The sequence below is a fragment of the Vannielia litorea genome, assembly GCF_900142295.1.
GTDB classification, from domain to species: Bacteria; Pseudomonadota; Alphaproteobacteria; order Rhodobacterales; family Rhodobacteraceae; genus Vannielia; species Vannielia litorea.
Map to the genome: position 1 here is coordinate 1675919 of NZ_FSRL01000001.1, position 25370 is coordinate 1701288.

Sequence of the window (25370 nt, forward strand, 5' to 3'; positions counted from 1 at the left end):
GCCGCAAGCGTTTGCCCGCTCCGGAACCGAAAATTGGTTCGCAGGTACGCCAACAGGCAACACCATCAGGCCTCGAAACCGAGAGAAGTCGCTAGAACTTCCGCGGTCTCTGCGGAATGTGCACTCGGTTGCCCGGTTGCCCCACGGTTGTACTTCCAGCCGGTAGATATCTCCTGGCAGTGCAAGAAGTACTGGTCACGCGCCCGGCACCAATCGTTCCACTGATAGCGGGCCACTCCATGTACATCCCAGGCTTGGCCCCCGAGCCGACCAGAAGGGACCACGCAGTATTTTTCCTTGCAGAACCGCTCCGGAACATGCGTCCGCACATGTTCGGCATGCCGGGGCTGGTGGCCTGCATCCGGACCACGCAAGCGCCAGCGGCCACCGGCGGTGGCATAGCCCCACCAGCTCTGCGCGGCCGCCTCGTAGAGTGTGCGTTGCCCGCGAGAAACGAACAGCTCGTCCACATCATTGATGGCTACGGCTGCAGCCTGTCTGAAGGTCCAATACCGCGAGAGGTTCAACATCGCGGTTTGATAAAACCGTGCAAGGTTTTTGGGTGCCTTCTTGGCGGTTGGTCCAAATGGAAGATCAGCAGATAGCACCAAAGCCGACTTCAGTCCGGTTCCTGCGAGGCGTTCGACAATGTCATCCGGCGTGTAGCGCGTGGACCCGTTGTCCACCAGAACCACGCCCTCGGTCCCCTGCGTCCGCACATGATGCAGCGCCCAATCGGCAATCCAGTCGAGATCATTGTCTTTCGACTTGGTCGTCAGGCACAACAGTCCATCAAAGTCCGATACTCTCGGCAACACGCCGCAGGTCAAACGCGCGCCGCCTGCCGACTTCGGCAACAGCACCTCAATTGCAGGGCCGGGATCAGTATCACAGGAAAGCCAGAGTTCGTCGTAGCGCCGGAAGCGTCGCAGGCGCGTCGGGGTCAACCGCTGCCCCAGCCCGCGTATGTCAGCACTCCTTAGTAAGCGCGCCAAGGGTCCTAGCTTTGGACAAATCAGAACGACTGAACGCTTATGAGGTAGCCAAACCCCCGCGTAGGCCAGCGTCAGAAAGTCGAATTTGTCATCGTAATCTGGTCCTCGAGACGACGCGCGAGCCAGCCTTACCCGCCGCACTGGACCATTCTCCGGAAGCCTAAGCGGCTGCAATGTTAGAGCCTTGAACATGTTGACCAGATATCCTGCCAGCACATGAAGCGCCAACAGGTTGTAGTGGCAACCGAGAGATTTCAGCAGCATCACATCGCTGTTTACATGCACACCCGCTTCACAACCGCGTCGCGCCGGGGCATGTAGGCGCCATGGCCAAAGCCCTCGCCTTCTCCTGCACCGCCTGCGGCGCCACGCACTCCAAGTGGTCGGGGCAGTGCGACGCCTGCGGGGCCTGGAACACCATCGTCGAGGAGGCGCCGCTCTCCTCCGGCCCCAGGGGCAAGGGGCTGGGCGCGCGCAAGGGCGCCACCATCCCGCTCGCCGATCTCGCCTCTCCCGAGGCGCCCCCGCCACGCACCATCTCGGGCATGGACGAGTTCGACCGGGTGCTCGGCGGCGGCCTCGTGCCGGCCTCGGCCACCCTGGTCGGCGGCGATCCGGGCATCGGCAAGTCCACCCTGCTGCTGCAAGCCGCCGCCCGCTTCGCGCTCGCGGGGCAGAAGACCATCTACATCTCCGGCGAGGAGGCCTCGGCCCAGGTGCGCATGCGCGCCCAGCGGCTCGGCCTCGCCGAGGCCCCTGTGAAGCTCGCCACCGAAACCTCGCTGCGCGACATCCTCACCACGCTCGACGCCGAGCGCCCCGACCTCTGCATCATCGATTCGATCCAGACCATGTGGAGCGACACCGTCGACAGCGCCCCCGGCTCCGTCTCCCAGGTCCGCGCGGCCTGCCACGAGCTGACCCAATTCGCCAAGCGGCGCGGAACCGCCGTCATCCTCGTGGGCCATGTCACCAAGGAGGGCGCCATCGCAGGCCCCCGCGTGGTCGAGCACATGGTCGACACGGTGCTCTACTTCGAAGGCGAGCGCGGCCACCAGTTCCGCATCCTCCGCGCGGTGAAAAACCGCTTCGGCCCGGCCGACGAGATCGGCGTCTTCGAGATGACCGGCGCGGGACTGGCGCAGGTGCCCAACCCCTCGGCGCTGTTTCTCTCCGACAACGAGACCCCGGCCCCCGGCACCGCCGTATTTGCGGGAATCGAGGGTACGCGCCCCGTGCTGGTGGAGTTTCAGGCCCTCGTCGCGCCCGCTCCCGCAGGCCAGGCCCGTCGCTCCGTGGTGGGCTGGGACTCGGGCAGGCTCGCCATGATCCTCGCCGTGCTCGAGGCCCGCTGCGGCATTCCCTTTGCGGGGATGGACGTCTATCTCAACGTGGCCGGCGGCCTGCGGGTGTCCGAACCGGCCGCCGACCTCGCCGTCGCCGCCGCGCTCCTGTCGGCCCGCGAGGACGTGGCGCTGCCCAAGGGCATGGTGGTTTTCGGCGAGATCAGCCTCACCGGTGCGCTCCGCCCCTCGGCGCAAACCGAAAACAGGTTGAAAGAGGCGCAAAAACTTGGTTTCTCCTCCGCAACGCTGGCAGAGGGCTCCAAGGTGAGCTCCGGCGGGGGCATGGACCTGCGGCAGATGTCCGACCTCACGAGCTTCGTGGGCGAGATGTTCGGCGCAGGCTGAGAGACGCGAAAGGCAAGAAGAGAGCACATGGAAGGCTTCACCATTTTCGACGCGGGCGTGGCCGTCGTCATCGTCCTGTCGGCGATCCTCGCCTACTCCCGCGGATTCGTCCGCGAGGTCCTGGCCATCGCGGGCTGGATCGGCGCCGCCGTCCTGGCCTATCTCTTCGCCCCGCAGGCCGTGCCGCTGGTGAAGGAGATCCCGGTGGTGCAGGACTTCCTCGACAACTGCGAACTGGCCACCGGCGCGGGTTTCGTGGTGGTCTTCGCCATCGGCCTCGTGATCTTCGCCCTGTTCACGCCGCTCTTCGCCAGCCTGGTGCAGCGCTCCGCGCTCAACGCGCTGGATCAGGGCCTCGGATTCATCTTCGGCGCCCTGCGCGGCCTGATCCTCATCGCCATCGCCCTGGTGCTCTACGATTTCATCGCCGGGTCCGAGAGCCTCGCCTTCGTCGATGACAGCCAGACCGCCAAGCTCTTCGGCTCCGCCAAGGGCCGGATCGACGGCGAGATCGCCGACCAGGAGGGCGTGATGAACTGGTTCCGCGAGAAATTCGAGAACCTGACCGACCGTGCCTGCGGCGCGCCCGCCGCCGCCCCCGCCGACCCGACCGCCCTGCCCGAGCAGCCCGCGACCGAGGGCACCGGCAACTGATCTCCGCCCGGGGTGCGCCCTCAAGGCGCACCCTGTGCATCGCCCGCGCACCACCGCCCCACGGTGCGCAAACCTTGCGCACCCGCCACGCCCCCGGTCACCCTCGCGTGACAAAGGGATGACAGCCGCCCCGGCAGGCGTTACACGGGGGCCAAAGCCCACAAAGCCGGATTCGGAGCTGCCCCTTGCCCGACGATCAGCACGGCCACCATGCCATGCCCCCCGCGCACCCCTTCGACGATGACAAGCTGCGCGAGGAATGCGGCGTTTTCGGCGTCATAGGCCTCGACCAGGCGGCCAACTTCGTTGCCCTCGGCCTGCACGCGCTGCAACACCGCGGCCAGGAGGCGGGTGGCATTGTCAGCCATGACCCCGAACACGGGTTCAACTCGGCCCGCCGCTTCGGCTACGTCCGCGACAGCTTCACCAAGGCCTCGCTGATGGACACGCTGCCGGGGCTGCTCTCCATCGGCCACGTCCGCTATTCCACCGCCGGCTCCAAGGGCAACACCCAGATCCGCGACGTTCAGCCCTTCTTCGGCGAGTTCTCCATGGGCGGCGCGGCGATTGCCCACAACGGCAACATCACCAATGCCGCCGCGCTTCGCCGCGAGCTGATCGAGCGCGGCTCGATCTTCCAGTCCTCCTCCGACAGCGAGTGCATCATCCACCTGATGGCCCGCTCGCTCCAGCGCGACATCCCGGCCCGGATGGAAGATGCCCTGCGCCGGGTCGAGGGCGCCTTCTCCATCGTTGCCATGACCCGCACCAAGCTGATCGGCGTGCGCGACCCGCTGGGCGTGCGCCCGCTGGTGCTGGGCAAGGTCGGCGACGGCTGGTGCCTCAGCTCCGAGACCTGCGCGCTCGACATCATCGGCGCCGAATTCGTCCGCGAGGTCGCTCCGGGCGAGATGGTGGTTATCACCAGGGACGGCGTCGAGAGCCGTCAGCCGTTTCGCCCCAAGAAGAGCCGCTTCTGCATCTTCGAGCATGTCTATTTCTCGCGCCCCGACAGCATCCTCGGTGGCCGTTCGGTCTACGAGACCCGCGAGGCGATTGGCCGCGAGCTGGCCAAGGAGGCCCCCGTCGAGGCCGATCTCGTCTGCCCGGTGCCCGACAGCGGCACGCCCGCGGCCATCGGCTACTCCGCCGAGAGCGGCATCCCCTACGGCATGGGGATCATCCGCAACCAGTACATGGGCCGCACCTTCATCGAGCCCACCGACCAGATCCGCAACATGGGCGTGCGCCTCAAGCTCAACGTGAACCGCGCGCTGATCCGCGGCAAGCGGGTGATCCTGGTCGACGACTCGGTCGTGCGCGGCACCACCAGCCGCAAGATCAAGGAGATGATCCTCGATGCCGGTGCCGCCGAGGTGCACTTTCGCATCGCCTCGCCGCCCACCGCCTGGCCCTGCTTCTACGGCGTCGACACGCCCGAGCGAAGCAAGCTGCTGGCCGCCAACATGACCGAGGACGAGATGGCCGATTACCTCGGCGTCGACAGCCTCAAGTTCATCTCGCTCGACGGTCTCTACCGCGCCGTGGGCGAGGCCAAGGGGCGTGACCCGAAGAGCCCGCAATACTGCGATGCCTGCTTCTCCGGGGAGTATCCTGTGGAGCCCGCCGACATGATCGAGCAGGGCTTCGTGATGAAGACCGCCGCCGAGTAACGGCCCCTTCCGCCTGCTGAGCTTAAGAATGACCGCCCCTTGCGGCGGCCCGTGGGCTGCGCGCAGGTCGGTCGCCCGCGCGCGCTACTTCACCCGCGCCGCCGCCACGATGGCCCCCGGCCCGGGCTTCTGCACGATCACCACCGCCGGGGCCTCGCCGGGCGCCGCCACGCGCATCTCCAGTGCCGCGCTGCCGTCCCACTCGCCCAGCACCTGCCAGTCGCGCACGATATTGGCATAGCTCATCGTCAGCCCGGCGTTCTCGCCCCGCTCGATGGCCACCGTCTGCTCTGGCGCATAGCGGACAAGCTGCACCAGCAACGCACCCTGTGCGGGCACCGGCGGCGTGCCATCGATCTGCACGTCCTCGCCGACACGACGGGCGGTGAGCTGCATCACCGGAGGCCGCGCCTTGTGGATGCCGAGCAGGTCCACCACATCCATCGGGCGGGCCCCGACCACGTGGTCGATGCCCCCGATCACCATCTGCGGGGTGTAGATCGTCCGCGCCCCGGCCTTGGCCGCATAGGCCTTCTGGCGCTTGGTGTGCTCAGGCCGGGCAAAGGCATCCTTCCAGCCGATGTAGTCCCAGTAGTCCACATGCAGCGCCAGCGCGATCACGCCCGGTTTCTTGGCGAGCCTTGCCAGGATCTCATCGGCCGGAGGGCAGCTCGAACAGCCCTGGCTGGTGTAGAGTTCCACCACCACAGGTGGCTCCGCCGCGGCGGCGCCCGTGAGGGCCGCGCAGAAGAAAGCCGCCCCGAGGAGCTTTTTCATGCCTGATTTCAAGGCCATATCAACCTGCCAATGTCATCCCTGGGTTCCGGTTTAGACCCATAGGCGTTGAAGCGCCAATCAACGAAACGCGAGAGATGTGTCAACTCCCGCGTCCTCGCGCATCCGCGCAAATCTATCGCAACCCGCCCTTGAAATTTTTGCGGCATACCACAGTATACTAGGATGCCCCGGTCCTTCGAACCTCCTTGCGGGGTACCGTGCTGAAGGTCTAAGGACAACAGGTGCAGCCACCTTAAAGAGAGGGAGCCCCCGCATGCCCATCACCGTCGGCAATGACACGTCCAAAACCCGCAAAACGCTGAAGGTCGGCACCCAGTCGGTCGACTACTACTCGATCCCCGCCGCAGAAGCGGCTGGCCTGGGCGACTTCTCCAAACTTCCCGCCGCGCTCAAGGTGGTGCTGGAGAACATGCTGCGCTTCGAGGATGGCAAGACCGTCTCGGTCGATGACATCAAGGCCTTCTCCACCTGGGCCGAACAGGGCGGCAAGAACCCGATCGAAATCGCCTACCGCCCCGCCCGTGTGCTGATGCAGGACTTCACCGGCGTCCCCGCCGTGGTCGACCTCGCCGCCATGCGCGACGGCATCAAGGCCCTCGGCGGCGACCCGCAAAAGATCAACCCGCTCAACCCCGTCGACCTGGTGATCGACCACTCGGTGATGATCGACGAGTTCGGCAACCCCCGAGCCTTCCAGATGAACGTCGACCGCGAATACGAGCGGAACATGGAGCGCTACACCTTCCTCAAGTGGGGCCAGAACGCGTTCAACAACTTCCGCGTCGTCCCGCCCGGCACCGGCATCTGCCACCAGGTGAACCTCGAGTATCTCTCCCAGACGGTCTGGACCGACGTGGACCAGGACGGCGTCGAGGTGGCCTACCCCGACACGCTGGTCGGCACCGACAGCCACACCACCATGGTCAACGGCGCCGCCGTGCTCGGCTGGGGCGTCGGCGGCATCGAGGCCGAGGCCGCCATGCTCGGCCAGCCGATCTCCATGCTGATCCCCGAGGTGGTGGGCTTCGAGCTGACCGGCCGGATGGTCGAGGGCACCACCGGCACCGATCTCGTGCTGAAGGTGGTCGAGATGCTCCGCGCCAAGGGCGTGGTCAACAAGTTCGTCGAGTTCTACGGCTCCGGCCTCGATCACCTGCCGCTCGCCGACCGCGCGACCATCGCCAACATGGCCCCCGAGTACGGCGCCACCTGCGGCTTCTTCCCGATCGACGGCGAGACCCTGCGCTACCTGCGCAACACCGGCCGCTCCGAGGAGCGCATCGCCCTGGTCGAGGCCTACGCCAAGGAAAACGGCTTCTGGCGCGGGGCGGATTACGCCCCGGTCTACACCGACACCCTCTCGCTCGACATGGGCACCATCGTGCCCGCCATCTCCGGCCCCAAGCGCCCGCAGGATTACATCGCACTCGACAAGGCGGCCCCGGCCTTCGCCAAGTTCATCGAGGGCCTGCGCTCCGCCAAGGACGCCTCCGCCAAGGAGGAGGTCCGCTGGGAGGGTGAAGGCGGCGCGCCCGAGCCGCGCGACATCCCCGGCGACATCGGCCACCACGCCAAGGGCTGGTACAAGACCGACGATGGCGCCTACCAGCTCCACGACGGCTCCATCGTGATCGCCTCGATCACCTCCTGCACCAACACCTCCAACCCCTACGTGATGATCGGTGCCGGTCTCGTGGCCCGCAAGGCGCGCGAAAAGGGCCTGACCCGCAAGCCCTGGGTCAAGACCTCGCTGGCCCCCGGCTCCCAGGTGGTCTCGCACTACCTCGAGGCCGCCGGCCTGCAAAAGGATCTCGACGCCATCGGCTTCAACCTCGTCGGCTACGGCTGCACCACCTGCATCGGCAACTCCGGCCCGCTCGAGGCGCCGATCTCCAAGGCGATCAACGACTACGACCTGGTGGCCACCTCGGTGCTCTCCGGCAACCGCAACTTCGAGGGCCGCATCTCGCCCGATGTCCGCGCCAACTACCTCGCCTCGCCGCCCCTCGTGGTGGCCTATGCGCTGGTGGGCGATATGAACGTGGATATCACCACCGAGCCGCTCGGCACCGACCAGGACGGCAACCCCGTCTACCTGCGTGACATCTGGCCGACCCAGAAGGAGATCGCCGACCTGGTGGAAAGCACCGTCACCCGCGAGGCCTTCCAGTCCAAATACGCCGATGTCTTCAAGGGCGACGAGAAGTGGCAGGGCGTCTCCGTGCCCCAGCAGGAAACCTACGACTGGCCGGCCACCTCGACCTATGTCCAGAACCCGCCCTACTTCCAGGGCATGACGATGGACACCCACCCGATCACCGATATCGAAGGCGCCAAGGTTCTGGCCGTCCTCGGCGACATGATCACGACCGACCACATCTCCCCCGCCGGCTCCTTCAAGGAGACCACCCCGGCCGGCAAGTATCTGGTCGAGCGCCAGGTGCCGGTGCGCGAGTTCAACTCCTACGGCTCCCGGCGCGGCAACCACGAGGTCATGATGCGCGGCACCTTCGCCAACATCCGCATCAGGAACGAGATGCTCGACGGCATCGAAGGCGGCTACACCAAGGGCCCCGACGGCCAGCAGACCTCGATCTACGACGCCGCCATGGCCCACCAGGAGCAGGGCACCCCGCTGGTGATCTTCGGCGGCGAGCAGTATGGCGCTGGCTCGTCCCGCGACTGGGCCGCCAAGGGCACCGCGCTCCTGGGCGTCAAGGCCGTTATCGCCGAGAGCTTCGAGCGTATCCACCGGAGCAACCTCGTCGGCATGGGCGTCATCCCCTTCGAGTTCACCGGCGGCGACACCCGCAAGACACTTGGCCTGACCGGCGACGAGACCGTCTCGATCAAGGGCCTCGAAGGCGTGAAGCCGCTTCAGGAGGTGCCTGCCGAGATCACCATGGGCGACGGCACGGTGAAGACCATCACCCTCAAGTGCCGCATCGATACCGCCGTGGAGATCGAATACATCGAGAACGGCGGCGTGTTGCACTACGTGTTGCGCAACCTCGCCAAGGCCGCCTGAGCGCCGCCGCGACACAGATCAAAGGCCCCGCCACACCGGCGGGGCCTTTCCCGTTGGAGGGGAGCGCACTCCCGGGGGGCACGCTGCCCCGCGCTGCTCGTGCCGGCCGGACCGACCGCGCTCAGCAGTTGTAGAGACCGCTGTCGCAGTTCGGATCGCCCGTGTCGATCACGTTCGACCCCTGCTCCTCCAGGTTCTTCGCAACCTTCCCGGCCTTGCGGGCCTCCTTCTTGGAGCCGTAGGTCACATCGGCGGCGTCACCGCCCACCCGCTTGGTCTCGCCGGTCTTGGTGTCCTTCAGATGGGCCGAATAGCCACCACTCTCTTCCTTCACCACAACCTTGGTCTTGGCCACGGCGGCTCCGCTGAAAACAAGCGCGAGGCCGACGACAGCGGCAGAAAATGCTACGAACTTCATGAAATATGGTCCTCTTGATAATCGTGGCTCCCAATCGGCCACTCCCGGACCCTGCCCCGCGTGCGCCCTCGCCAACACTCCGGCGGGCCTGTTTCACGCTTCAATCAACGGCCGGATCACGCCCGTGTCACGGCACGCCGGACCTCCCCCCCAAACATGCGAAGACCCCGGCCATGGGGAGGAATGCCGGGGTCTTCTCTGAGGTTCGGGCGAGTGGTGCCCGAGGGTCCGGGGTCGGGGAGGCCCGGATCTTCTGGGTTCAAATACTGTCGTCCAAAAGGCTTGCTTGCTTTCAAATCCGCGAACCAATGCTCGGCCCGCACCAACAGCTATGCCCGCCCGATCCGAGTCGTTCCACCGCGCACCGCCCGCATTCACACGACTTTCACGCCCAATTAACGCAGGCCGCCCCGGCACGAAAAAGGGCGCCCCGCGAGGCGCCCCTTGTCTGTGTCGGCCAGCCCGTCCGTCAGTTAGGGATCAGGTCCGGCACGATCGACACGATCGACGGGAACAGCCAGAGAATCGCCAGCCCCACGACCTGGATCACCACGAAGGGCGCCACACCGCGATAGATGTGCCCCGTCGTCACCGAGGCCGGGGCCACGCCGCGCAGGTAGAACAGTGCAAAGCCGAAGGGCGGTGTCAGGAACGAGGTCTGCAGGTTCACCGCGATCATGATCGTCACCCATTTCGGGTCCATCGTGCCGCCGTAGATCACCGGCCCCACGATCGGCACGACGATGTAGATGATCTCCAGGAAGTCGAGCACGAAGCCCAGGATGAACATCACCAGCATCACGATCAGGAAGACCTTGAACTCGCTGTCGAAGCTCTTGAGGAATTGCTGGATGTAGTGCTCGCCACCGAAGGAGATGACCACGAGGTTCAGAAGCTGCGAGCCGATGAGGATGGTGAACACCATGCTCGTCACCTTCGCCGTCTCCCGCACCACCGGGCTCATCACCGACTTCCGGTAAAGCACCCAGACCCCGTAGAGCACCCCGAAGAAGGCCACCATGTAGGCCGCGAAGGCCACCAGGAAGGCCAGCCAGGTCACCACGGTCACGGTCTCCTGGTTGATCCGCAGGTCAAAGTTCACCCCCGCGAGGATCATCAGAATCGTCGCATAGGCCGAGACCAGGATCATCTGGCCCGAGCTGCCCTCTTCCTTCAGCTTGCGGTAGGCCGCCAGCATGATGGCACCGGCGGCGCCAAGGGCGGCGGCCGGGGTCGGGTTGGTGATGCCGCCGAGGATCGAGCCCAGCACCGCCACGATCAGCACCAGAGGCGGAAAGACCACCCGGATCAGCTCGTTCGAAGCCAGCCGCCCGGCCGCATGTCGCATCGCCCACAGAATGATGATCAGCGGGATCAGCAGGATCACCAGCGTCTCCGCCGAGGACATGCCCGAGTGGATCACCGTGGCGTCGAGCAGCAGCATCAGGGCAATGCCCCCTGCCCCCACCATCAGCGGCATCGGGCTGGCACTCGGCGCCACGCCCCGGGCCACCAGAAAGGTCAGCCCGAAGAGCACCGCCAGCGTGGCAACGCCCGTGCCAATCGGCGGGGCGTTGGGCACCGGCGCGGCCTCGTCCGGCGCGGCATCCTCGGTCGCCTGCTCCGTCGGCGCAGGTTCGTCCTGCACACCGGCGGCCCGGGCGGCCACCGAGGCATCCCAGCGCTCCTGGCCGTGCAGCTCGATCATCGCCGCCTGGCAGGGCTCGCTCACGTTGGTGCGCAGCAGCCCGCCCGCGACCCCATGGGTCTCGGCCTGCACCACGCGCACCACCTGGCTGCCGACCACGCCGAGCTGCCCGAGCAGCACCATGCCGCCTACCAGCACCACCGGCAGCGCCACGAACCACGTCAGGCTCTCGCGCCTGGTGATGACCTCGCCACCCGCGCCGTCATCCAGCTGGACCGAGGGCGCCTTGGAGGGGTTCACCACCGCGTAGCCGAAGGCATAGAGCGCGTAGAGCATGGCCAGCATCACGCCGGGCAGCATCGCCGCCTGGAACAGCGTGCCGACCGAAACCACCGCCGGCTTGCCCAGCAGCGTCAGCGCATCCGAGCAGCCCACCGATTGCGCCCGGGCCTCCTGCGCGGTCGAGTAGAGATCGCCCGCCAGCGTGCCCAGAAGCACGATCACGATGGAGGGCGGGATGATCTGGCCCAGGGTGCCCGAGGCGGCGATCACGCCGGTCGAAAGCTCCGGCGAATAGCCGTTGCGCAGCATGGTGGGCAGCGAGAGCAGCCCCATCGTCACCACCGTCGCGCCGACGATGCCGGTCGAGGCGGCCAGGAAGGCCCCCACGACCACGACCGAAACCGCAAGGCCGCCCGGCAGCGGCCCGAAGACCCGCGCCATGGTGGTCAGCAGGTCCTCGGCGATCTTCGAGCGCTCCAGCACGATGCCCATCATCACGAACATCAGAACCGCCAGCAGCGTCTCGATCGACTGGCCTGCAAAAACCCGCTCGTTCATCCGGTTGACCACGAAGGAGAGGTTGCGGTTGATCGCATCCTCCCAGCCGCCCGGAAACAGCGCGACCTCCACCCTCGGCAATTCGGGGTATCGGAACACCGATATGTCGTCCCTGTGGACGCCCGAGGCCAGGATATCCCTGTATTGCTGGGTTCCGGTGTCGATCGCCTGGTGAATCAGCACGCCCTGCGCATCCAGCAGCGCGATGATCCCGAAGGAAATGATACCGGCACCGCCGATGGCAAAGGCCACCGGGAAGCCGGATAGAATACCTGCAAAGAGGCAGACAAGAACGATCAGCAGGCCGATCTCGACGCCATCAAGTCCGAAAATCATCTGCCCGTCCCCTAGTGTGTGCCTTCGTAGGCTTCTTCACCCTCTCCGAGGGTGTCTTTGTCCAGATATTTGCCGTCGCTCTCCGGCCCTTCCACGAACTCGCGGAAGGAGCGGTAGAAGTACGCCACCGCCTGCAGCATGACGAGGCCGCAGAAGGCCACCATCAGGATCTTGAAGAGAAAGTAGCCGTTGAACCCGTTCGGCGAAAACCCGATGGTCTCCACGTTCCACTTGACGATCTTCGACTTGCGCATCAGCAGGTCGAGCCCCTCGGAGGCGCTGACCTTGGGCGTGATCAGCGACCGCCACAGGAAGAACCAGGCATAGAGCCAGGTCAGCACGGCCACCGGAACCATGAAGAGCAGGCTGCCCACCATGTCGATTACCTTCCTGGTCCGGTAGCGCACCACGGCGTAGATCAGGTCGACCCGCACATGGCTGCCCTGGATGAAAGCATAGGTGACGCAGAGCGCCACGATCATCGCGTTGTAGAGCTTCAGTTCCTCGGAGAACCAGCCCACCGACTGGGTAAAGCCGAAGCCGAAGGGCGCGATGGTTATCTCGCCGAAGCGGAACACCGATTGCAGGAAGACCACCATCACCTGCTGCAGCACCATCAGAAGGCCGATCCAGGCCACCAGCCGGCCCAGTCCGTTGGCGAACCACTCCAGCCCACGGACGATGGCCCACATGACGCGCGGATAGATGATCCCGATCACCGTGACGACGAGGAAGATGTCGAAGACGGCGAAGAAAAACTCGACCGAGGCACCGTAGTAGATGAAGCGCATCAGGCTTTCGCCGTTGCTCCAGTCCAGCCACGAGCCCGGATGGGTGATCGCATAGAAGATGTTGTAAAAGCCCATCCCGATGTTCTGGATGAGCCACATGAGCGCGGTCCCCATACGCCCTGCCCCCTTATGTGAAATGGCCGCGTGCGTTTATCCGCACGCGGCCCTGTCTTTCAAGGGCCCTCTTGCAAGAGCCCCCTGGGCTTACATCGCCGCCAGAACGCGGTCGCGCTGCGTGGCGTAGAAGCTGTCGGACACCGAGAGCCAGCCCGAGGACGACTTCATCGAGTCCATCGCAGAGGTGTGGATCTTGGCGAAGAGATCGTCCGAGGTGTAACCCTGCAGCAGCTCGACCGAGGCCTTGCCAAAGGCGTCCCACACATCCGGGGTGAATTCCTTCACCTGGGTGCCGCCCTGCTTCAGCCGGGCCAGCGCCGGGCCGTTGTTGGCGATGAACTGGGCGTAGTTGGCCTGGTGCGCGTCGGCGCAGGCCAGCTCGACGGTCTTCTGCTGCGCCGGGGTCAGCGAGTTGAAGACCTCGAGGTTGGTGCCCACGGAGAGCGCCGCGCCGGGCTCGTGGAAGCCGGCCGGGTAGTAGAAGTCGCAGACTTCCTGCAGACCGAGCTTTTCATCCGACCAGGGGCCGATCCACTCGGTGGCGTCCAGCGCACCGGTCGAGAGGGCCTGGTAGATCTCGCCGCCCGGAAGCACCTGCACCGAGGCGCCGAGCTTGGAGAGCGCTTCGCCGCCAAGACCGGGCATGCGGAACTTCATGCCGTTGAAGTCGTCGGCCGACTTCACCTCGTTGCGGTACCAGCCGCCGCCCTGGGCGCCGGTCTGACCGGCGATGAAGGCCTTCACGCCGAAGACTTCGCCCAGCTCGTGGTGCAGCGCCATGCCGTCCTGGCCGTAGTACCAGGTCATCAGCTCGGGCACGGTCATGCCGAAGGGCACGGCGGTGAAGAAGGCCCAGGCCGGGTGCTGGCCAACCCAGTAGTAGTCGGCGCCGTGGTACATGTCGGCCTGACCCGACACGACGGCGTCAAAGCTCTCGAGCGCACCAACGAGTTCGCCGGCAGCCTTGGCTTCCACGGTGATCTGGCCGTCGGTGGCGGCCGTGATGTTGTTGGCGACCCGTTCCACCGAGTCCCACACGCCCGCCAGGCCGCGCGGCCAGGTGGTGACCATGGTCAGCGTCCGGTTGCCCTGGGCATAGGCCGGTGCGGCCAGCGTTGCGGCGGCGGCTGCACCACCACCGAGGGCGGAAGTCTTCAGAAAAGAGCGGCGATCCATAGGTGATCCTCCCCTTGTTGCTCTTCATTATGCTTCCGGCCCGGTTTTGTCCGGGCCGGTTTTACAGTGTTGGCACACTAGTCCGGGCGATCCTGTTTGAAAACAGAAAGAGCGGGGCGCGCTGCGCAAATTTTGTGAAGTGACATAGCGGAAACGGGCAATTTTCAGTCATCCGGGCTCGCACGCCCCGATGTTAGCGATCACATCGCGCGGCCGTCCGCGCTCCGTTCGGCGCGCCGGGGCGACGCCGAATCAAAGCGCTTTCAATCTGGATGAAGCTCATCCTCCAAATTCTTGTGCTGCGGACATATTTCTGCCCCAGACGGAGCCGGCCCCGGAATGATCCGGGGCCGGCAGTGTCATCGGTTGGGGGCGGGTCAGGTGAAGATCACGAACAGAAGGATGATCCAGATCGGCACGCCGAGCAGCCAGAGCAATATCGCTTTCATGGGTTCTCTTCCTCCTATGTCCAGCGGCCGAAATGCCCGAAGGTCCGGCCCTCGTCACGGTGCAGCCCGCCCACGCTCGCAGCCCAGTAGGCGGCGGCCCCCGCGATCATCAGCGAGGCGGCAAGAACGAAGGCCGAGATCACCGAGTAGATCCGCGCCGTCTCGGCCGCGTCGCGCGCCTCGGCGGGGCTGACCTCGGCGGCCTCGGCGGTGGTGGCTTCCACCTGCGCCGCCGCCTCGCCCTCCGTGGTCACCTGGGCGACCTCCTCGACAACGGTGGCGGCGGCACCGGCCACCTCGGTGGTGGCCTGAACGGTCGTGCCTGCCGTCATCCCGAGCAGCCAGGCGCCAACCAGCACACCGACGCCCCAGACCGCGAGCCCGTGGATGCCGTCGCGCACGCCGACCTCGTCGGCGCCCGCGCCATCCACCCGCCGGCGCATCCGCCCGGCGATGTAGCCGCCGGTGGCAAAGCTGGAGATGGTAGTCCAGAGCATCCAGCTTCCGACCGCGATCGCCGCGGCCATCGCGCTGCCGTCGCCGTCATAGGGCGAGATGATCGAGAGGCCGAGCGCCGCGCCGAAGGTGGCAAAGACGAAGCCGACCGCCGAGGCGACAACCGCACCGGCCAGGATCGCAGGCCAGTCGACGTAGCTGCCTTCGTGGGCGAAGGCCGGCGCCGAGGCTCGGGTGAGTGTTTCTGTGCGTTCTGTCATGTCATGTGCTCCCCATCGCCCGGCTCAAGCGAGCCCGATGAGCGACAAGACGGCCATGATCACGACCACGAGTCCGACAAGATAGATGATTCCGTGCATTGGATGTCTCCATTTCAGTTTGGCGCTCGCGGCGGCTCAAAACGCCGTGATCGCCCTTGTGTGGAAAACGTCCGCCCGTACCGAACGGTTCCACCCGCGGCACCGCCTGCCGCGTCGGCGGCTTCGTTCCTACCCCGCGCCGCGGCCCGGAACCGCCCGGCTGACCGCCCGGTTGACCTCCCATCAAATGGAGGATCCAGAAATGAACACCGCAACAGAAGAAAGCACCGCCAGCCTCGTGTCGTCGTCCGACGTGAACGGCACCGCCGTCTACAGCCGGGACGGCACCCACATCGGCTCGATCGACCACCTGATGATCGACAAGCAGTCCGGCCGCGTCGGATGGGCCGTGATGGGCTTCGGCGGCTTCCTCGGGCTCGGCGAAGACTACTACCCGATCCCCTGGGCCGCGCTTCACTACGACACCGCCCGCGACGGCTTCGTGACCGACATCACCGAAGAGCAGGTGAAAGGTGCGCCCGAGCGGCACGAGAGCTGGCACCGCGACCGCACCTGGGAGCGCCGCGCGCATGAGCACTACGGCGCCCCGCTCTACTGGATGTAAGACCGCGCTCACCGGGCCGCCCCGCAAGGGCGGCCCGCCCCCCGCCTTTGTCAGTCCCGATCGCTGTCCGTGTCGAGCCGGTCCATCGCCCAGCCCACGCTAAAGCCGTGCAGCAGCGTCGACAGCAGGATCACCAGCGCCACCAGCGACCAGATCTGCGCCTCGTTGACGAACTCCATGTGGCTGCCCGCGTAGCACAGGTAATAGATCGAGCCGATCCCCCGCACCCCGTAGACCGCCACCACCGCGCGGCTGCGCCGGTTCAGGTCGGAGCCGGCCAGCCCGAGCCACCCCGCCACCGGCCGCACCACCAGGATCAGGGCCAGCGCGATGGCCACATGGGTCCAGTCCAGATCGGCCAGCAACAGCGGCAGCATTGTGCCGAGCGCCACCAGGAGCACCGCCGTCAGCGCATGTTCGATCGATTCCGAGAAGTCGTGCAGCCGCCGGTGAAAGTGGTGATCCTCCTCGACCCTGCGCAGGGTGAGGCCAAGCACCGCCACCGCGATGAAGCCGTAGCCCTCCACAAGTTCCGTCGATCCGTAGCAGAGCAGCACGCCGGCAAAGGCCACCACGCCAGAGCCCGTTTCGGCCAGCACCGCATTGCGCGGCAGGCGAAACAGCGCCAACCCCAGAAGCCGGCCCCCGACCCAGCCCATCAGCACGCCCACCGCGATGCGATAGATCACGTCGAGCGCGAGCCATTCCGCCAACCAGCTCTCCGGCGCGACGCCCTGCGCCGCCACGATCAGCCCCAGATAGACAAAGGGAAAGGCCAGCCCGTCGTTCAGCGCCGCCTCGGTGGTGAGGGTAAAGCGCACCGGGTGCTCTTCCCCCTCATGCGGCGGGCCGACCTGCACATCGGCGGCCAGCACCGGATCGGTCGGCGCCAGCACCGCCCCCAGCAGCAAGGCCCCCGCCACCGTCAGCCCGCCGAGCCAGAAGCCCATCAACGCCACCGCGAGGATCGTCAAGGGCATCGTCAGCAGCAGCAGCCGCGCGGTTGGCCACCACCGCCGCCACGGACGCAGGCTGTCGATCCGCATCCCCGCGCCAAAGAGCGCCACGATCACCGTCAGCTCGCTCACCAGCTCCCAGGCCCGCGGCGCCTCGCGCGGATCGGGCATCAGCGCCATCTGCGGCACCAGCAGCACCGCCCCCGCCCCCATCAGGATCATCAGCGGCGCCGCCGCCGGCTCGCGGCTGGACACCAGCCGCGGCAGCCACCGCGCCGCCACCACCACCGCGCCCACCAGCGCGAGGGTCAGGTGATAGGGCGCGAAGGAAAAGAAGGCGTCGTCGTTCACGTGGTTCTGTCCCCTGTCGTCCTGGTTCTCGTCATTGCGCGGTCCGTTCCGGCATGGCCCCCGCATGGCCCCCGCATCCCCCGGTACCAGCGCCAACGCATGAACCGCCCCGATGGGTCCCTTTGCAGGCCGGCACAGGCGCCAACCCCTCCCACGCGCGCGCCTTCTGAAACAAAATTACCCATTTCCCGCCCGGCAAGAAACTTTCTCCACAAACCCGGTTGACGCCCCAGCCCCCGCGCCGTATTCAACCCCCACGAATTTGCAGGAGACCCGACAAGGTGGATAGCCTTCTTGTCATCGTAGGAGAAAGGCGCATGGGCCGGTAACCACCGGAAAGCTCAATGACTTCCCCATGCGCCCCCGACCCGGATCGGGGGTTTTTTTATGCGAATCGCGGATGACGCCAGAGTGGAGATGAAAAGATGGCACGTCAGATGACCGGAGCAAAAATGGTGGTCCAGGCCCTGAAGGATCAGGGCGTGGAGGTCGTGTTTGGCTACCCCGGCGGCGCAGTCCTTCCGATCTACGACGAGATCTTCCAGCAAAACGACATCCGCCACATCCTCGTGCGCCACGAGCAGGGCGCGACCCATGCCGCCGAGGGCTATGCCCGCGCCACCGGCAAGCCCGGCGTGGTGCTGGTCACCTCCGGCCCCGGCGCCACCAATGCGGTCACCGGCATCACCGACGCGTTGATGGACTCGATCCCGATGATCGTGCTCACCGGCCAGGTGCCGACCTTCGCCATCGGCTCCGACGCCTTCCAGGAGGCCGACACCGTGGGCATCACCCGCCCCTGCACCAAGATGAACTGGCTGGTGAAGGACACCGACGACCTCAGCCACACCATCCACGAGGCCTTCCACGTGGCCACCTCCGGCCGCCCCGGCCCGGTGCTGATCGACATCCCCAAGGACGTGCAGTTCGCCTCGGGCAACTACACCGGCCCCAAGCAGATGCAGAGCCACTACGCCCCGCGCGTGAAGGGCGATGCCGAGATGATCACCGCGCTGGTCGAGGCCATGGAACAGGCCGAGCGCCCGGTCTTCTACACCGGCGGCGGGGTCATCAACTCCGGCCGGGCCGCCAGCCAGCTGCTGCGCGAGTTCGTCACCGAAACCGGCTTTCCCATCACCTCCACCCTGATGGGGCTGGGCGCCTACCCGGCCTCGGGCAAGGAGTGGCTCGGCATGCTGGGCATGCACGGTCTCTACGAGGCCAACCTCGCCATGCACGGCTGCGACCTGATGATCAACGTCGGCGCCCGCTTCGATGACCGCATCACCGGCCGCGTGTCCGACTTCTCGCCGAACAGCCAGAAGGCCCATATCGACATCGACCCCTCCTCGATCAACAAGGTGATCCACGTCGACTTCCCGATCGTCGGCGACGTGGGCCATGTGCTCGAGGATGCGCTCCGCATCTGGAAGTCGCGCGGCCGCAAGACCAACAAGGCCGGCCTCCAGAAATGGTGGAAGCAGATCGCCGAGTGGAAGGCGGTGCGCTGCCTCTCCTACGAGCCGAGCAAGAAAAGCATCAAGCCCCAATACGCGCTGGAGCGGCTGGAGGCCCTGACCAAGGGCCGCGACCGCTACATCACCACCGAGGTGGGGCAGCACCAGATGTGGGCGGCCCAGTTCCTGGGCTTCGACGAACCCCACCGCTGGATGACGTCGGGCGGCCTCGGCACCATGGGCTACGGCCTGCCCGCCTCCATCGGCGTGCAGATCGCCCATCCCGAGGCGCTGGTCATCAACGTGGCGGGCGAGGCCTCCTGGCTGATGAACATGCAGGAGATGGGCACCGCCTCCCAGTATCGCCTGCCGGTCAAGCAGTTCATCCTCAACAACGAGCGCCTCGGCATGGTCCGCCAGTGGCAGGAACTGCTGCACGGCGAGCGCTATTCGCACAGCTGGTCCGAGGCCCTGCCCGACTTCGTGAAGCTCGCCGAGGCCTTTGGCGCCAAGGGCTTCTGCATCTCCGACCCGGCCGAGCTCGACGACGCCATCATGGAGATGCTCGAGCACGACGGGCCGGTGATCTTCGACTGCCTGGTGGAAAAGCACGAGAACTGCTTCCCGATGATCCCGTCGGGCGAGCCGCACAACAAGATGCTGCTCTCCGGCGCCTCCACCTCCGACGCGATCAAGGAAGGCGGCGCGGTGCTGGTTTAACTCTGGAGAGATCGAGATGAAAAACGTGAGCGCCCTTTTCGGGTCACTTGTGGCGGCAACCTTGATGGCCGAGACTGCCGCCGCAGACTTATATCAGTCCTTTGCCGTTCCGCCGTTTGAGGTCATCGCAAAGAACGCCAGCTCTATGCGGAAGTGCAAGCCCCCGCTGAATTTCGTGGGCGTTCACGACCGAAAAGACAACACGTTTACGGTTTACTACAGGTACCGAGATCCTAACGGTAGTGTCTTCTACACCAGTTCCATGACGCTGGTTCGGCTGACAAATGGCATATGGGAGATTTCCTGCGGAAATCCGATGGATGGCTATACCTCACAGTTGCTCAGTCTTTAGTGTCTTGGCCTCTGGTAGCCACGAGAAGGAAGCCAACCACACTCCGGTAACGGCGCTTTGCCAGTTGGATGATCTAGCCCAGAATTCGTAGCCTCCCCGAGGGGCCGCGCCAAGGAACGCCCCATGCCCCACCGCATGCGCTTCTTCTTCACCTCGCCCGCCCCGGCACTGGCAACCCTGCCGCTGCCGCCGGGCCTGGCCCTGCGTAACCTCGCGCCCCCCTTCGCCCTGCTCTGCACGGGCGAGACGCCCCTGGCCGAGCTGGAGCTGAACACACCGGGCGACGGCACCTTCGACGCCGAGATCGCGGAGTATCTCGAAAAGGTGGCCCTGGGTTCCGGCGACAAGGCGTTGGTCACCGCAACGCTCGGCAGCTGCACCGCCATCCTCTGCGCCCAGGTGCTGTTCCATGGCCGCTCCACCGATGACGTGCTGAACGATCTCGACCCGTTCTGGGATGCGCTCGACGCCGCCCACCAGGGCCTGATCCAGGCCGATGGCCAGGGCTTCTACCAGGGCGCCGACTTCGTGCTAAACATCGGCCGGATCACTCCTCCAGCTCCCGCCAGCTCCCGTCCTGCTCCATGACGCTGACCACGCCCATGCCGCCGCCCTCGGTGAACCCCGGAAACACCACCGGCCCCTCCGGCGGATCCGCCTTCATCCGGTCGAGACTGCGCGAGAGGGTTCCGCAATGAAACCGGTTGCAGATCGGCGCACGCCAGCTCCGCTCGAGGGTGCAGCCCTCAGGGCCGGCAAACACGCAGCCGCCCTCGGCGATGCTGTCCGACAGCCGTTCCTCGTAGCGGTCGCGCAGGGTGTCCGCTCCGATGTCGGGGTCCGCAACCCGGAAGCCCTGGATCACCGCCAGCGTCAGAAACGCATTGTGCTTGCCTCCCGGGCGGCAGCAGAACCCGCGACAGGTGGCACAGGCCGGCGTGGCCTGCGGCGGCTCGCCCGGGTCCACCGGATGCGGCGGGTATTCCCGCGCGGCCTCCTCCGGGGTCGTGGCAAAGGCCTGGGCCAGCACCTCGTCGAGATGCGCCAGGAAGGTCGCGCGCCGCTCCTCGTCGAGGGGCACCATGTTGGGCGGGTAATGCGGCATCGGCTCGATCCGCACCTGCTCGGGCGCACAACCCGCCTCCTGCGCCACCCGTTCCAGCAGGTCGGGCCGCGCCTCCCTGAACCGCTTTCGCCGACGCGCCGCCGTCTCGTCGAGCTCCGCCGCGAGCCTTGCACTGGCGGTGCGCGCATCCTCGGACATGCAGGCGAGCTTGCCGCAATGGCGCAGGATCGAACGGCGCACCGGCCCCATCTCGGCGCCGCAATAATCGCAGGTCGTCGGCTGGCCCGGATACATAAATCAGTTCCTCTCAATGCGGCCAGCATGAGCGCGGGGCTGACGTTCCGTCAAGCGCCGATCATTGACAATCCCCGCCCGAGCCGCAAAACCACGCCCAGAACGAGGAGGTGCCATCCATGGCCGCGCTGAAACTGAAAAAGGGTCTGTCCAAGCATTCCGCCTACGACCTGAAGGACCCGAACGCCGAGGTGATCGAGACCCACACGCTCGCCGTGCTGGTCGAGAACGAGGCCGGGGTGCTGGCGCGGGTGATCGGGCTGTTCTCGGGCCGGGGCTACAATATCGAGAGCCTCACCGTGGCCGAGGTCGACCACCAGGGCCACCGCTCGCGCATCACCATCGTCACCACCGGCACGCCCTCGATCATCGAGCAGATCAAGGCGCAGCTCGGGCGGCTGGTGCCGGTCCACGAGGTGCACGATCTCACGGTCGAAGGCCCCGCGGTCGAGCGCGAGCTGGCCCTCTTCATGGTCGCCGGCGAGGGCGAGAAGCGGGTCGAAGCCCTGCGGCTGGCCGACATCTTCCGCGCCAACGTGGTCGACAGCACGCTGAAGAGCTTCATCTTCGAGATGACCGGCACCTCCGAGAAGATCGACGCCTTCGCCGACCTGATGCGCCCCCTCGGCCTGACCGAGCTGGCCCGCACCGGCGTCGTGGCGCTCTCGCGCGGCGAGAAGGGCTGAGCCACCCCGCCGCCTGCAATTATTTCTGGAGGACCAGCACCGTGCTGCACCCGAACATGCCGCGCGCCGCCATCGCCCGCGCCATCGTGGCCGGATAGGCGCCCCGCGCCTTCGAGGCGGCGGCGCGGCACTGGCCAAGCGCCTGCGCCTCGGCCTGCGCACCGCGGCTCAGGTTGTTGGCCGCGCCCCAGGCCCCTTCAGGCGCCGTGGCAAAGGCCGTCCAGCGGCCGCGCTGCAGGCTGTCGAACCGGTCGTCCATCACATTGGCCAGCGTGCCCGAGATGTCGATGCGCCCCTTGGGGCCGGTGTTTGCGCTCTTCGGCACGATGACGGCCTGCAACACGCAGGGCCCGCGCGACTTGCGCTCGCAGCCCATCTTCGCGATCGTGCTGGCCGCAGCCAGCGAGCTTGCGCCCGCATGGCCATGCGAGGCCTCCGAGCCCCGGCTCACGTAGAAGGCACCGTAGTAGTCGTGCGACTGCCTGAACCGCGACAGCGCCGCCTCCTGGGCCGGGCGCAGCGCCGCCTTCCGGGCCAGCGCCAGCTGTCCCGAGGTCTCCAGCCGCACCTGCGCTTCGGCGCCCTGGGGCAGCGCGAGGCCGGCCACCAACAGCGCGAGGATCCTTGCAAAGGGCTTCATGGTGTCTCTCCACGGTCCGTTTCGATCGGCCGCACCCTGCCCTGACGCAGTGTCAACAATGGGGCAAAAACTCGCCCTTGGGTAGAACCATTGCGAAAATGCGACACTCCCCCGAAGCCCGCCCATGCGCTGCCCGGCCCGGGCAACAGGCAGGCCCGGCCCTTCGCCATGCCGCCTACCGCGTGTCCTGCTCGCCCGTCACGGGCAGGTCAGCGGCCCGCCGAACTCCGGCTCGGGCCAGGCCATGAGCCGAACGGCATCCGGCCCGGCACAGAGAAGCTGCGGATAGTTCCCCGCATCCACCGCATAGGTGCAGCGCACCTCCCAGCCAAGGATGTCCCCTTTCAGCCGCCAGCTCTCATGCACCCTCCCCCAGGCCAGGCGCCCTGCCGGGCCGGCACAGCCCTCCGCCCGCAGGGCCTCGCCCTCGACCACCAGCCTGACCGGGTCTTCCACCAGCCCACCGTCCGGCCCGCGCCCCACCACCTCGTAGCGGCCTTCGAAAAACCCCAGCTCCGGCCCGCCCTCCGGCCCCTCCGCCAGCGCCGCGCCCGCCATCATCGCCCAAGCCGCCAAGGCCCGTATCGCCGCACCCCTCTTGTTGCCGTGCCCCCCCGAGTGTATCTCGCCCACGACCGCTGACCAGACGCGAAAGGCCGCCCCGATGATCCCCCGCTACGCCCGCCCCGAAATGACCGCCATCTGGGAGCCCGCCACCAAGTTCCGCATCTGGTACGAGATCGAGGCCCACGCCTGCGACGCCATGGCCGATCTCGGCGTGATCCCGCGCGAGAATGCCAAGGCCGTCTGGAAGGCGAAGGACGTGGAGTTCGACGTCGCCCGCATCGACGAGATCGAGGCCGTCACCAAGCACGACGTCATCGCCTTTCTCACCCACCTCGCCGAGCATGTGGGTTCCGAGGAGGCCCGCTTCGTCCACCAGGGCATGACCTCCTCGGATGTGCTCGACACCTGCCTCAACGTCCAGCTCACCCGCGCCGCCGACATCCTGCTCGATGACATGGACGGGCTGCTCGCCGCCCTCAAGAAGCGTGCCATCGAGCACAAGGATACCGTCCGCGTCGGCCGGTCCCACGGCATCCACGCCGAACCCACCACCATGGGCCTCACCTTCGCCCGCTTCTACGCGGAGATGGATCGCAACAAGGCCCGCCTCGCCGCCGCCCGTGACGAAATCGCCACCGGCGCCATCTCCGGCGCCGTCGGCACCTTCGCCAACATCGACCCGCGCGTGGAGGAGCACGTCTGCGCCAAGCTCGGCCTCAAGCCCGAGCCGATCTCCACCCAGGTGATCCCCCGCGACCGCCACGCCATGTTCTTCGCCGTGCTGGGCGTCATTGCCAGCAGCATCGAGAACGTGGCCATCGAGATCCGCCACATGCAGCGCACCGAGGTGCTGGAGGGGGCCGAGTTCTTCTCCATGGGTCAGAAGGGCAGCTCCGCCATGCCCCACAAGAAGAACCCGGTCCTGACCGAAAACCTCACCGGACTCGCCCGGCTTGTCCGGATGACGGTGATCCCCGCGATGGAGAACGTGGCCCTCTGGCACGAGCGCGACATCTCGCACAGCTCGGTCGAGCGCGGTATCGCCCCCGACGCCACCATCACGTTGGACTTCGCCCTCAAACGCCTCACCGGCGTGATCGACAAGATGCTGATCTTCCCCGAGAACATGCTGGAAAACATGAACAGGTTCCCCGGCCTCGTGATGAGCCAGCGCGTCCTCCTCGCCCTCACCCAGGCCGGCGTCAGCCGCGAGGACGCCTACGCCATGGTCCAGCGCAACGCGCTCAAGGTCTGGGAAGAGCGTGTCGATTTCCGCGAGCAGCTGCTGGCCGACGAAGACGTGGTGAAGGCCCTGGGCGTCGAGGCCATCAACGAGAAGTTCGACATGGGCTATCACACCAAGCACGTCGACACGATCTTCAAGCGGGTCTTCGGAGCCTGACGCCCTGTCCGGCTGACGTAGCGTCAAGTTTTCGCGGAATCGTGGTATACTCCTGAGGTATTTCCATCAGGAGGTGTTGACCATGACCCCGTATGACGGTTTCAAAGCCATTTCCGATCTCGCCGGCGAAATCGGGAAAATCCAGAAAAAGATGGCGCTCTTCAAGGAGATGTCTGGCGGCGAGGAGTTCCCCGGCGCCGACGATCTGCTCGAGGGCCTCAAGGGCCCGGTGGGCGCGGCCATTCAAGCCGAGGTCATGCGCGAAAAGAAGGCCGCCGAGGATGCGGCCGAGAAGGCCAAGAACGACGCCGAGGACCCGCCCCCCGATACACCCGACGTCGGCGACATAACGCGCCGGCTGATCGACGACCTGATCGAGCGGATGGACAACCCGCCCGACCCGGCCACGGCGACGCCCGAAGAGATCGAGCAATATGAGGAGGCGCTCTGCTGCAAGCTCAAGGCCCTCGCCGCCCTGATCGGCGCCCAGGGCGCCGGAGCCGGAGCCGGTGCAGGAGCCGGAGCGGGTGGCGCAGGGGGCGCCGGCGGAGCGGGAGGAGCTGGCGGTGCCGGGGGCGGCGGCGGTGTCCTGGGCGGGTTCCGCCTCGTCGTCGGGGATGGCGGCGAGCAGAAGATGATCGACCCCGATACCATCTACGTCCGTTCCGACACCAAAATCTGGTGCCTTCACGTGTCGCGCCTCGAGTGGGTTCTCTGGGACCCGAATGAACCCATCGTCGAGGTGCTCACCCACGAGCACACCGTGCTCGTCCGCAGCAAGACAAAGGCCGCCGTCTTCAGCGCGATCCGCGGCACCTACACCGAGCTTGCGACCAATGCCACCAACGACCTGCTGGTGGAGGGCGCCGTCGGCTGACCCGCAGC

22 protein-coding genes are annotated in these 25370 nt (G+C 66.4%); 11 read left to right on the forward strand and 11 right to left on the reverse strand.

Annotated features, from left to right (window positions below; translation table 11 throughout):
• Window positions 1–65 precede the first annotated feature (65 nt).
• The gene (locus BUR94_RS20450; protein ID WP_139301246.1) at window positions 66–1259 is read right to left on the reverse strand and encodes a hypothetical protein; all 1194 of its coding nucleotides are present in this window, start codon (window positions 1257–1259) and stop codon (window positions 66–68) included.
• A 62-nt stretch (window positions 1260–1321) separates the two neighbouring features.
• Between BUR94_RS20450 and radA the strand changes: the two genes are divergently transcribed.
• From radA to purF, 3 genes are all read left to right on the forward strand, one after another.
• Window positions 1322–2686, forward strand: a complete 1365-nt coding sequence (gene radA, locus BUR94_RS08335) for a DNA repair protein RadA (protein ID WP_074255780.1) — start codon at window positions 1322–1324, stop codon at window positions 2684–2686.
• Between the two features lie 27 nt (window positions 2687–2713).
• Complete coding sequence (locus BUR94_RS08340; RefSeq protein WP_074255781.1) at window positions 2714–3340, forward strand: CvpA family protein; 627 nt, start codon at window positions 2714–2716, stop codon at window positions 3338–3340.
• A gap of 215 nt (window positions 3341–3555) precedes the next feature.
• Entirely contained in the window at window positions 3556–5013 is a 1458-nt protein-coding gene (gene purF / locus BUR94_RS08345; protein WP_074257642.1) for an amidophosphoribosyltransferase, read from the forward strand.
• 84 nt (window positions 5014–5097) lie between these two features.
• Here purF and BUR94_RS08350 read toward each other — a convergent pair whose 3' ends face one another.
• Entirely contained in the window at window positions 5098–5790 is a 693-nt protein-coding gene (locus BUR94_RS08350; RefSeq protein ID WP_074255783.1) for a DUF1223 domain-containing protein, read from the reverse strand.
• A 274-nt stretch (window positions 5791–6064) separates the two neighbouring features.
• On the opposite strand from BUR94_RS08350, the gene acnA reads away from it, so the two are divergent.
• Complete coding sequence (acnA, locus tag BUR94_RS08355) at window positions 6065–8839, forward strand: aconitate hydratase AcnA (protein ID WP_074255785.1); 2775 nt, start codon at window positions 6065–6067, stop codon at window positions 8837–8839.
• A gap of 121 nt (window positions 8840–8960) precedes the next feature.
• On the opposite strand, the gene BUR94_RS08360 is transcribed toward acnA, so the two are convergent.
• The 5 genes from BUR94_RS08360 to BUR94_RS08380 form a co-directional block, all read right to left on the reverse strand.
• Window positions 8961–9257 carry a hypothetical protein gene (locus tag BUR94_RS08360; protein WP_074255787.1) on the reverse strand — a complete coding sequence of 99 codons (297 nt, stop codon included), beginning with the start codon at window positions 9255–9257 and terminating at the stop codon, window positions 8961–8963.
• A 469-nt stretch (window positions 9258–9726) separates the two neighbouring features.
• Window positions 9727–12081, reverse strand: coding sequence for a TRAP transporter large permease (locus BUR94_RS08365; RefSeq protein WP_074255788.1), 2355 nt, complete (start codon window positions 12079–12081; stop codon window positions 9727–9729).
• Between the two features lie 11 nt (window positions 12082–12092).
• A complete protein-coding gene (locus BUR94_RS08370) occupies window positions 12093–12986 on the reverse strand; it encodes a TRAP transporter small permease subunit (protein ID WP_074255790.1) in 894 nt (297 codons plus the stop codon).
• 90 nt (window positions 12987–13076) lie between these two features.
• Entirely contained in the window at window positions 13077–14165 is a 1089-nt protein-coding gene (locus BUR94_RS08375) for a TRAP transporter substrate-binding protein (protein WP_074255792.1), read from the reverse strand.
• Between the two features lie 463 nt (window positions 14166–14628).
• Complete coding sequence (locus tag BUR94_RS08380; RefSeq protein ID WP_074255794.1) at window positions 14629–15330, reverse strand: hypothetical protein; 702 nt, start codon at window positions 15328–15330, stop codon at window positions 14629–14631.
• 301 nt (window positions 15331–15631) lie between these two features.
• On the opposite strand from BUR94_RS08380, the gene BUR94_RS08385 reads away from it, so the two are divergent.
• A complete protein-coding gene (locus tag BUR94_RS08385) occupies window positions 15632–15994 on the forward strand; it encodes a PRC-barrel domain-containing protein (protein ID WP_074255795.1) in 363 nt (120 codons plus the stop codon).
• A gap of 50 nt (window positions 15995–16044) precedes the next feature.
• On the opposite strand, the gene BUR94_RS08390 is transcribed toward BUR94_RS08385, so the two are convergent.
• Window positions 16045–17301, reverse strand: coding sequence for a cation:proton antiporter (locus BUR94_RS08390; protein ID WP_074255797.1), 1257 nt, complete (start codon window positions 17299–17301; stop codon window positions 16045–16047).
• Window positions 17302–17726: 425 nt separating this feature from the next.
• Between BUR94_RS08390 and BUR94_RS08395 the strand changes: the two genes are divergently transcribed.
• The 3 genes from BUR94_RS08395 to BUR94_RS08405 all read left to right on the forward strand — a co-directional run bounded on the left by BUR94_RS08395 (window position 17727) and on the right by BUR94_RS08405 (window position 20418).
• Window positions 17727–19478, forward strand: coding sequence for an acetolactate synthase 3 large subunit (locus tag BUR94_RS08395; protein ID WP_074255799.1), 1752 nt, complete (start codon window positions 17727–17729; stop codon window positions 19476–19478).
• Between the two features lie 16 nt (window positions 19479–19494).
• Window positions 19495–19830, forward strand: a complete 336-nt coding sequence (locus tag BUR94_RS08400; RefSeq protein ID WP_074255801.1) for a hypothetical protein — start codon at window positions 19495–19497, stop codon at window positions 19828–19830.
• Window positions 19831–19953: 123 nt separating this feature from the next.
• Entirely contained in the window at window positions 19954–20418 is a 465-nt protein-coding gene (locus BUR94_RS08405) for a hypothetical protein (RefSeq protein ID WP_074255802.1), read from the forward strand.
• On the opposite strand, the gene BUR94_RS08410 is transcribed toward BUR94_RS08405, so the two are convergent.
• The gene (locus BUR94_RS08410) at window positions 20378–21190 is read right to left on the reverse strand and encodes a hypothetical protein (protein WP_074255804.1); all 813 of its coding nucleotides are present in this window, start codon (window positions 21188–21190) and stop codon (window positions 20378–20380) included. The genes BUR94_RS08405 and BUR94_RS08410 overlap by 41 nt on opposite strands.
• Window positions 21191–21309: 119 nt before the next feature.
• Between BUR94_RS08410 and ilvN the strand changes: the two genes are divergently transcribed.
• Window positions 21310–21876 (forward strand): acetolactate synthase small subunit, encoded by a 567-nt coding sequence (gene ilvN / locus BUR94_RS08415; protein WP_074255806.1) that lies wholly within the window; start codon window positions 21310–21312, stop codon window positions 21874–21876.
• A 19-nt stretch (window positions 21877–21895) separates the two neighbouring features.
• On the opposite strand, the gene BUR94_RS08420 is transcribed toward ilvN, so the two are convergent.
• Together BUR94_RS08420 and BUR94_RS08425 are read right to left on the reverse strand one after the other, a co-directional pair.
• Entirely contained in the window at window positions 21896–22516 is a 621-nt protein-coding gene (locus tag BUR94_RS08420; protein WP_074255808.1) for a hypothetical protein, read from the reverse strand.
• Between the two features lie 198 nt (window positions 22517–22714).
• Window positions 22715–23077, reverse strand: coding sequence for a hypothetical protein (locus BUR94_RS08425; protein WP_074255810.1), 363 nt, complete (start codon window positions 23075–23077; stop codon window positions 22715–22717).
• Between the two features lie 103 nt (window positions 23078–23180).
• Here BUR94_RS08425 and purB point away from each other — a divergent pair, with 103 nt between their 5' ends.
• Window positions 23181–24485: an adenylosuccinate lyase gene (gene purB, locus BUR94_RS08430; RefSeq protein WP_074255812.1), complete on the forward strand. Its 1305-nt coding sequence runs from the start codon at window positions 23181–23183 to the stop codon at window positions 24483–24485.
• A gap of 82 nt (window positions 24486–24567) precedes the next feature.
• Window positions 24568–25362, forward strand: coding sequence for a hypothetical protein (locus BUR94_RS20650; RefSeq protein ID WP_175570438.1), 795 nt, complete (start codon window positions 24568–24570; stop codon window positions 25360–25362).
• The last annotated feature ends 8 nt before the right edge of the window (window positions 25363–25370 follow it).

Bases quoted from the DNA above. Each gene is read 5' to 3' on its own strand.
- BUR94_RS20450 (WP_139301246.1), bottom strand. From the start codon at position 1,259: ATGCTGCTGAAATCTCTCGGTTGCCACTACAACCTGTTGGCGCTTCAT.
- radA (WP_074255780.1), top strand. From the start codon at position 1,322: ATGGCCAAAGCCCTCGCCTTCTCCTGCACCGCCTGCGGCGCCACGCAC.
- BUR94_RS08340 (WP_074255781.1), top strand. From the start codon at position 2,714: ATGGAAGGCTTCACCATTTTCGACGCGGGCGTGGCCGTCGTCATCGTC.
- purF (WP_074257642.1), top strand. From the start codon at position 3,556: ATGCCCCCCGCGCACCCCTTCGACGATGACAAGCTGCGCGAGGAATGC.
- BUR94_RS08350 (WP_074255783.1), bottom strand. From the start codon at position 5,790: ATGAAAAAGCTCCTCGGGGCGGCTTTCTTCTGCGCGGCCCTCACGGGC.
- acnA (WP_074255785.1), top strand. From the start codon at position 6,065: ATGCCCATCACCGTCGGCAATGACACGTCCAAAACCCGCAAAACGCTG.
- BUR94_RS08360 (WP_074255787.1), bottom strand. From the start codon at position 9,257: ATGAAGTTCGTAGCATTTTCTGCCGCTGTCGTCGGCCTCGCGCTTGTT.
- BUR94_RS08365 (WP_074255788.1), bottom strand. From the start codon at position 12,081: ATGATTTTCGGACTTGATGGCGTCGAGATCGGCCTGCTGATCGTTCTT.
- BUR94_RS08370 (WP_074255790.1), bottom strand. From the start codon at position 12,986: ATGGGGACCGCGCTCATGTGGCTCATCCAGAACATCGGGATGGGCTTT.
- BUR94_RS08375 (WP_074255792.1), bottom strand. From the start codon at position 14,165: ATGGATCGCCGCTCTTTTCTGAAGACTTCCGCCCTCGGTGGTGGTGCA.
- BUR94_RS08380 (WP_074255794.1), bottom strand. From the start codon at position 15,330: ATGACAGAACGCACAGAAACACTCACCCGAGCCTCGGCGCCGGCCTTC.
- BUR94_RS08385 (WP_074255795.1), top strand. From the start codon at position 15,632: ATGAACACCGCAACAGAAGAAAGCACCGCCAGCCTCGTGTCGTCGTCC.
- BUR94_RS08395 (WP_074255799.1), top strand. From the start codon at position 17,727: ATGGCACGTCAGATGACCGGAGCAAAAATGGTGGTCCAGGCCCTGAAG.
- BUR94_RS08400 (WP_074255801.1), top strand. From the start codon at position 19,495: ATGAAAAACGTGAGCGCCCTTTTCGGGTCACTTGTGGCGGCAACCTTG.
- BUR94_RS08405 (WP_074255802.1), top strand. From the start codon at position 19,954: ATGCCCCACCGCATGCGCTTCTTCTTCACCTCGCCCGCCCCGGCACTG.
- BUR94_RS08410 (WP_074255804.1), bottom strand. From the start codon at position 21,190: ATGTATCCGGGCCAGCCGACGACCTGCGATTATTGCGGCGCCGAGATG.
- ilvN (WP_074255806.1), top strand. From the start codon at position 21,310: ATGGCCGCGCTGAAACTGAAAAAGGGTCTGTCCAAGCATTCCGCCTAC.
- BUR94_RS08420 (WP_074255808.1), bottom strand. From the start codon at position 22,516: ATGAAGCCCTTTGCAAGGATCCTCGCGCTGTTGGTGGCCGGCCTCGCG.
- BUR94_RS08425 (WP_074255810.1), bottom strand. From the start codon at position 23,077: ATGATGGCGGGCGCGGCGCTGGCGGAGGGGCCGGAGGGCGGGCCGGAG.
- purB (WP_074255812.1), top strand. From the start codon at position 23,181: ATGATCCCCCGCTACGCCCGCCCCGAAATGACCGCCATCTGGGAGCCC.
- BUR94_RS20650 (WP_175570438.1), top strand. From the start codon at position 24,568: ATGACCCCGTATGACGGTTTCAAAGCCATTTCCGATCTCGCCGGCGAA.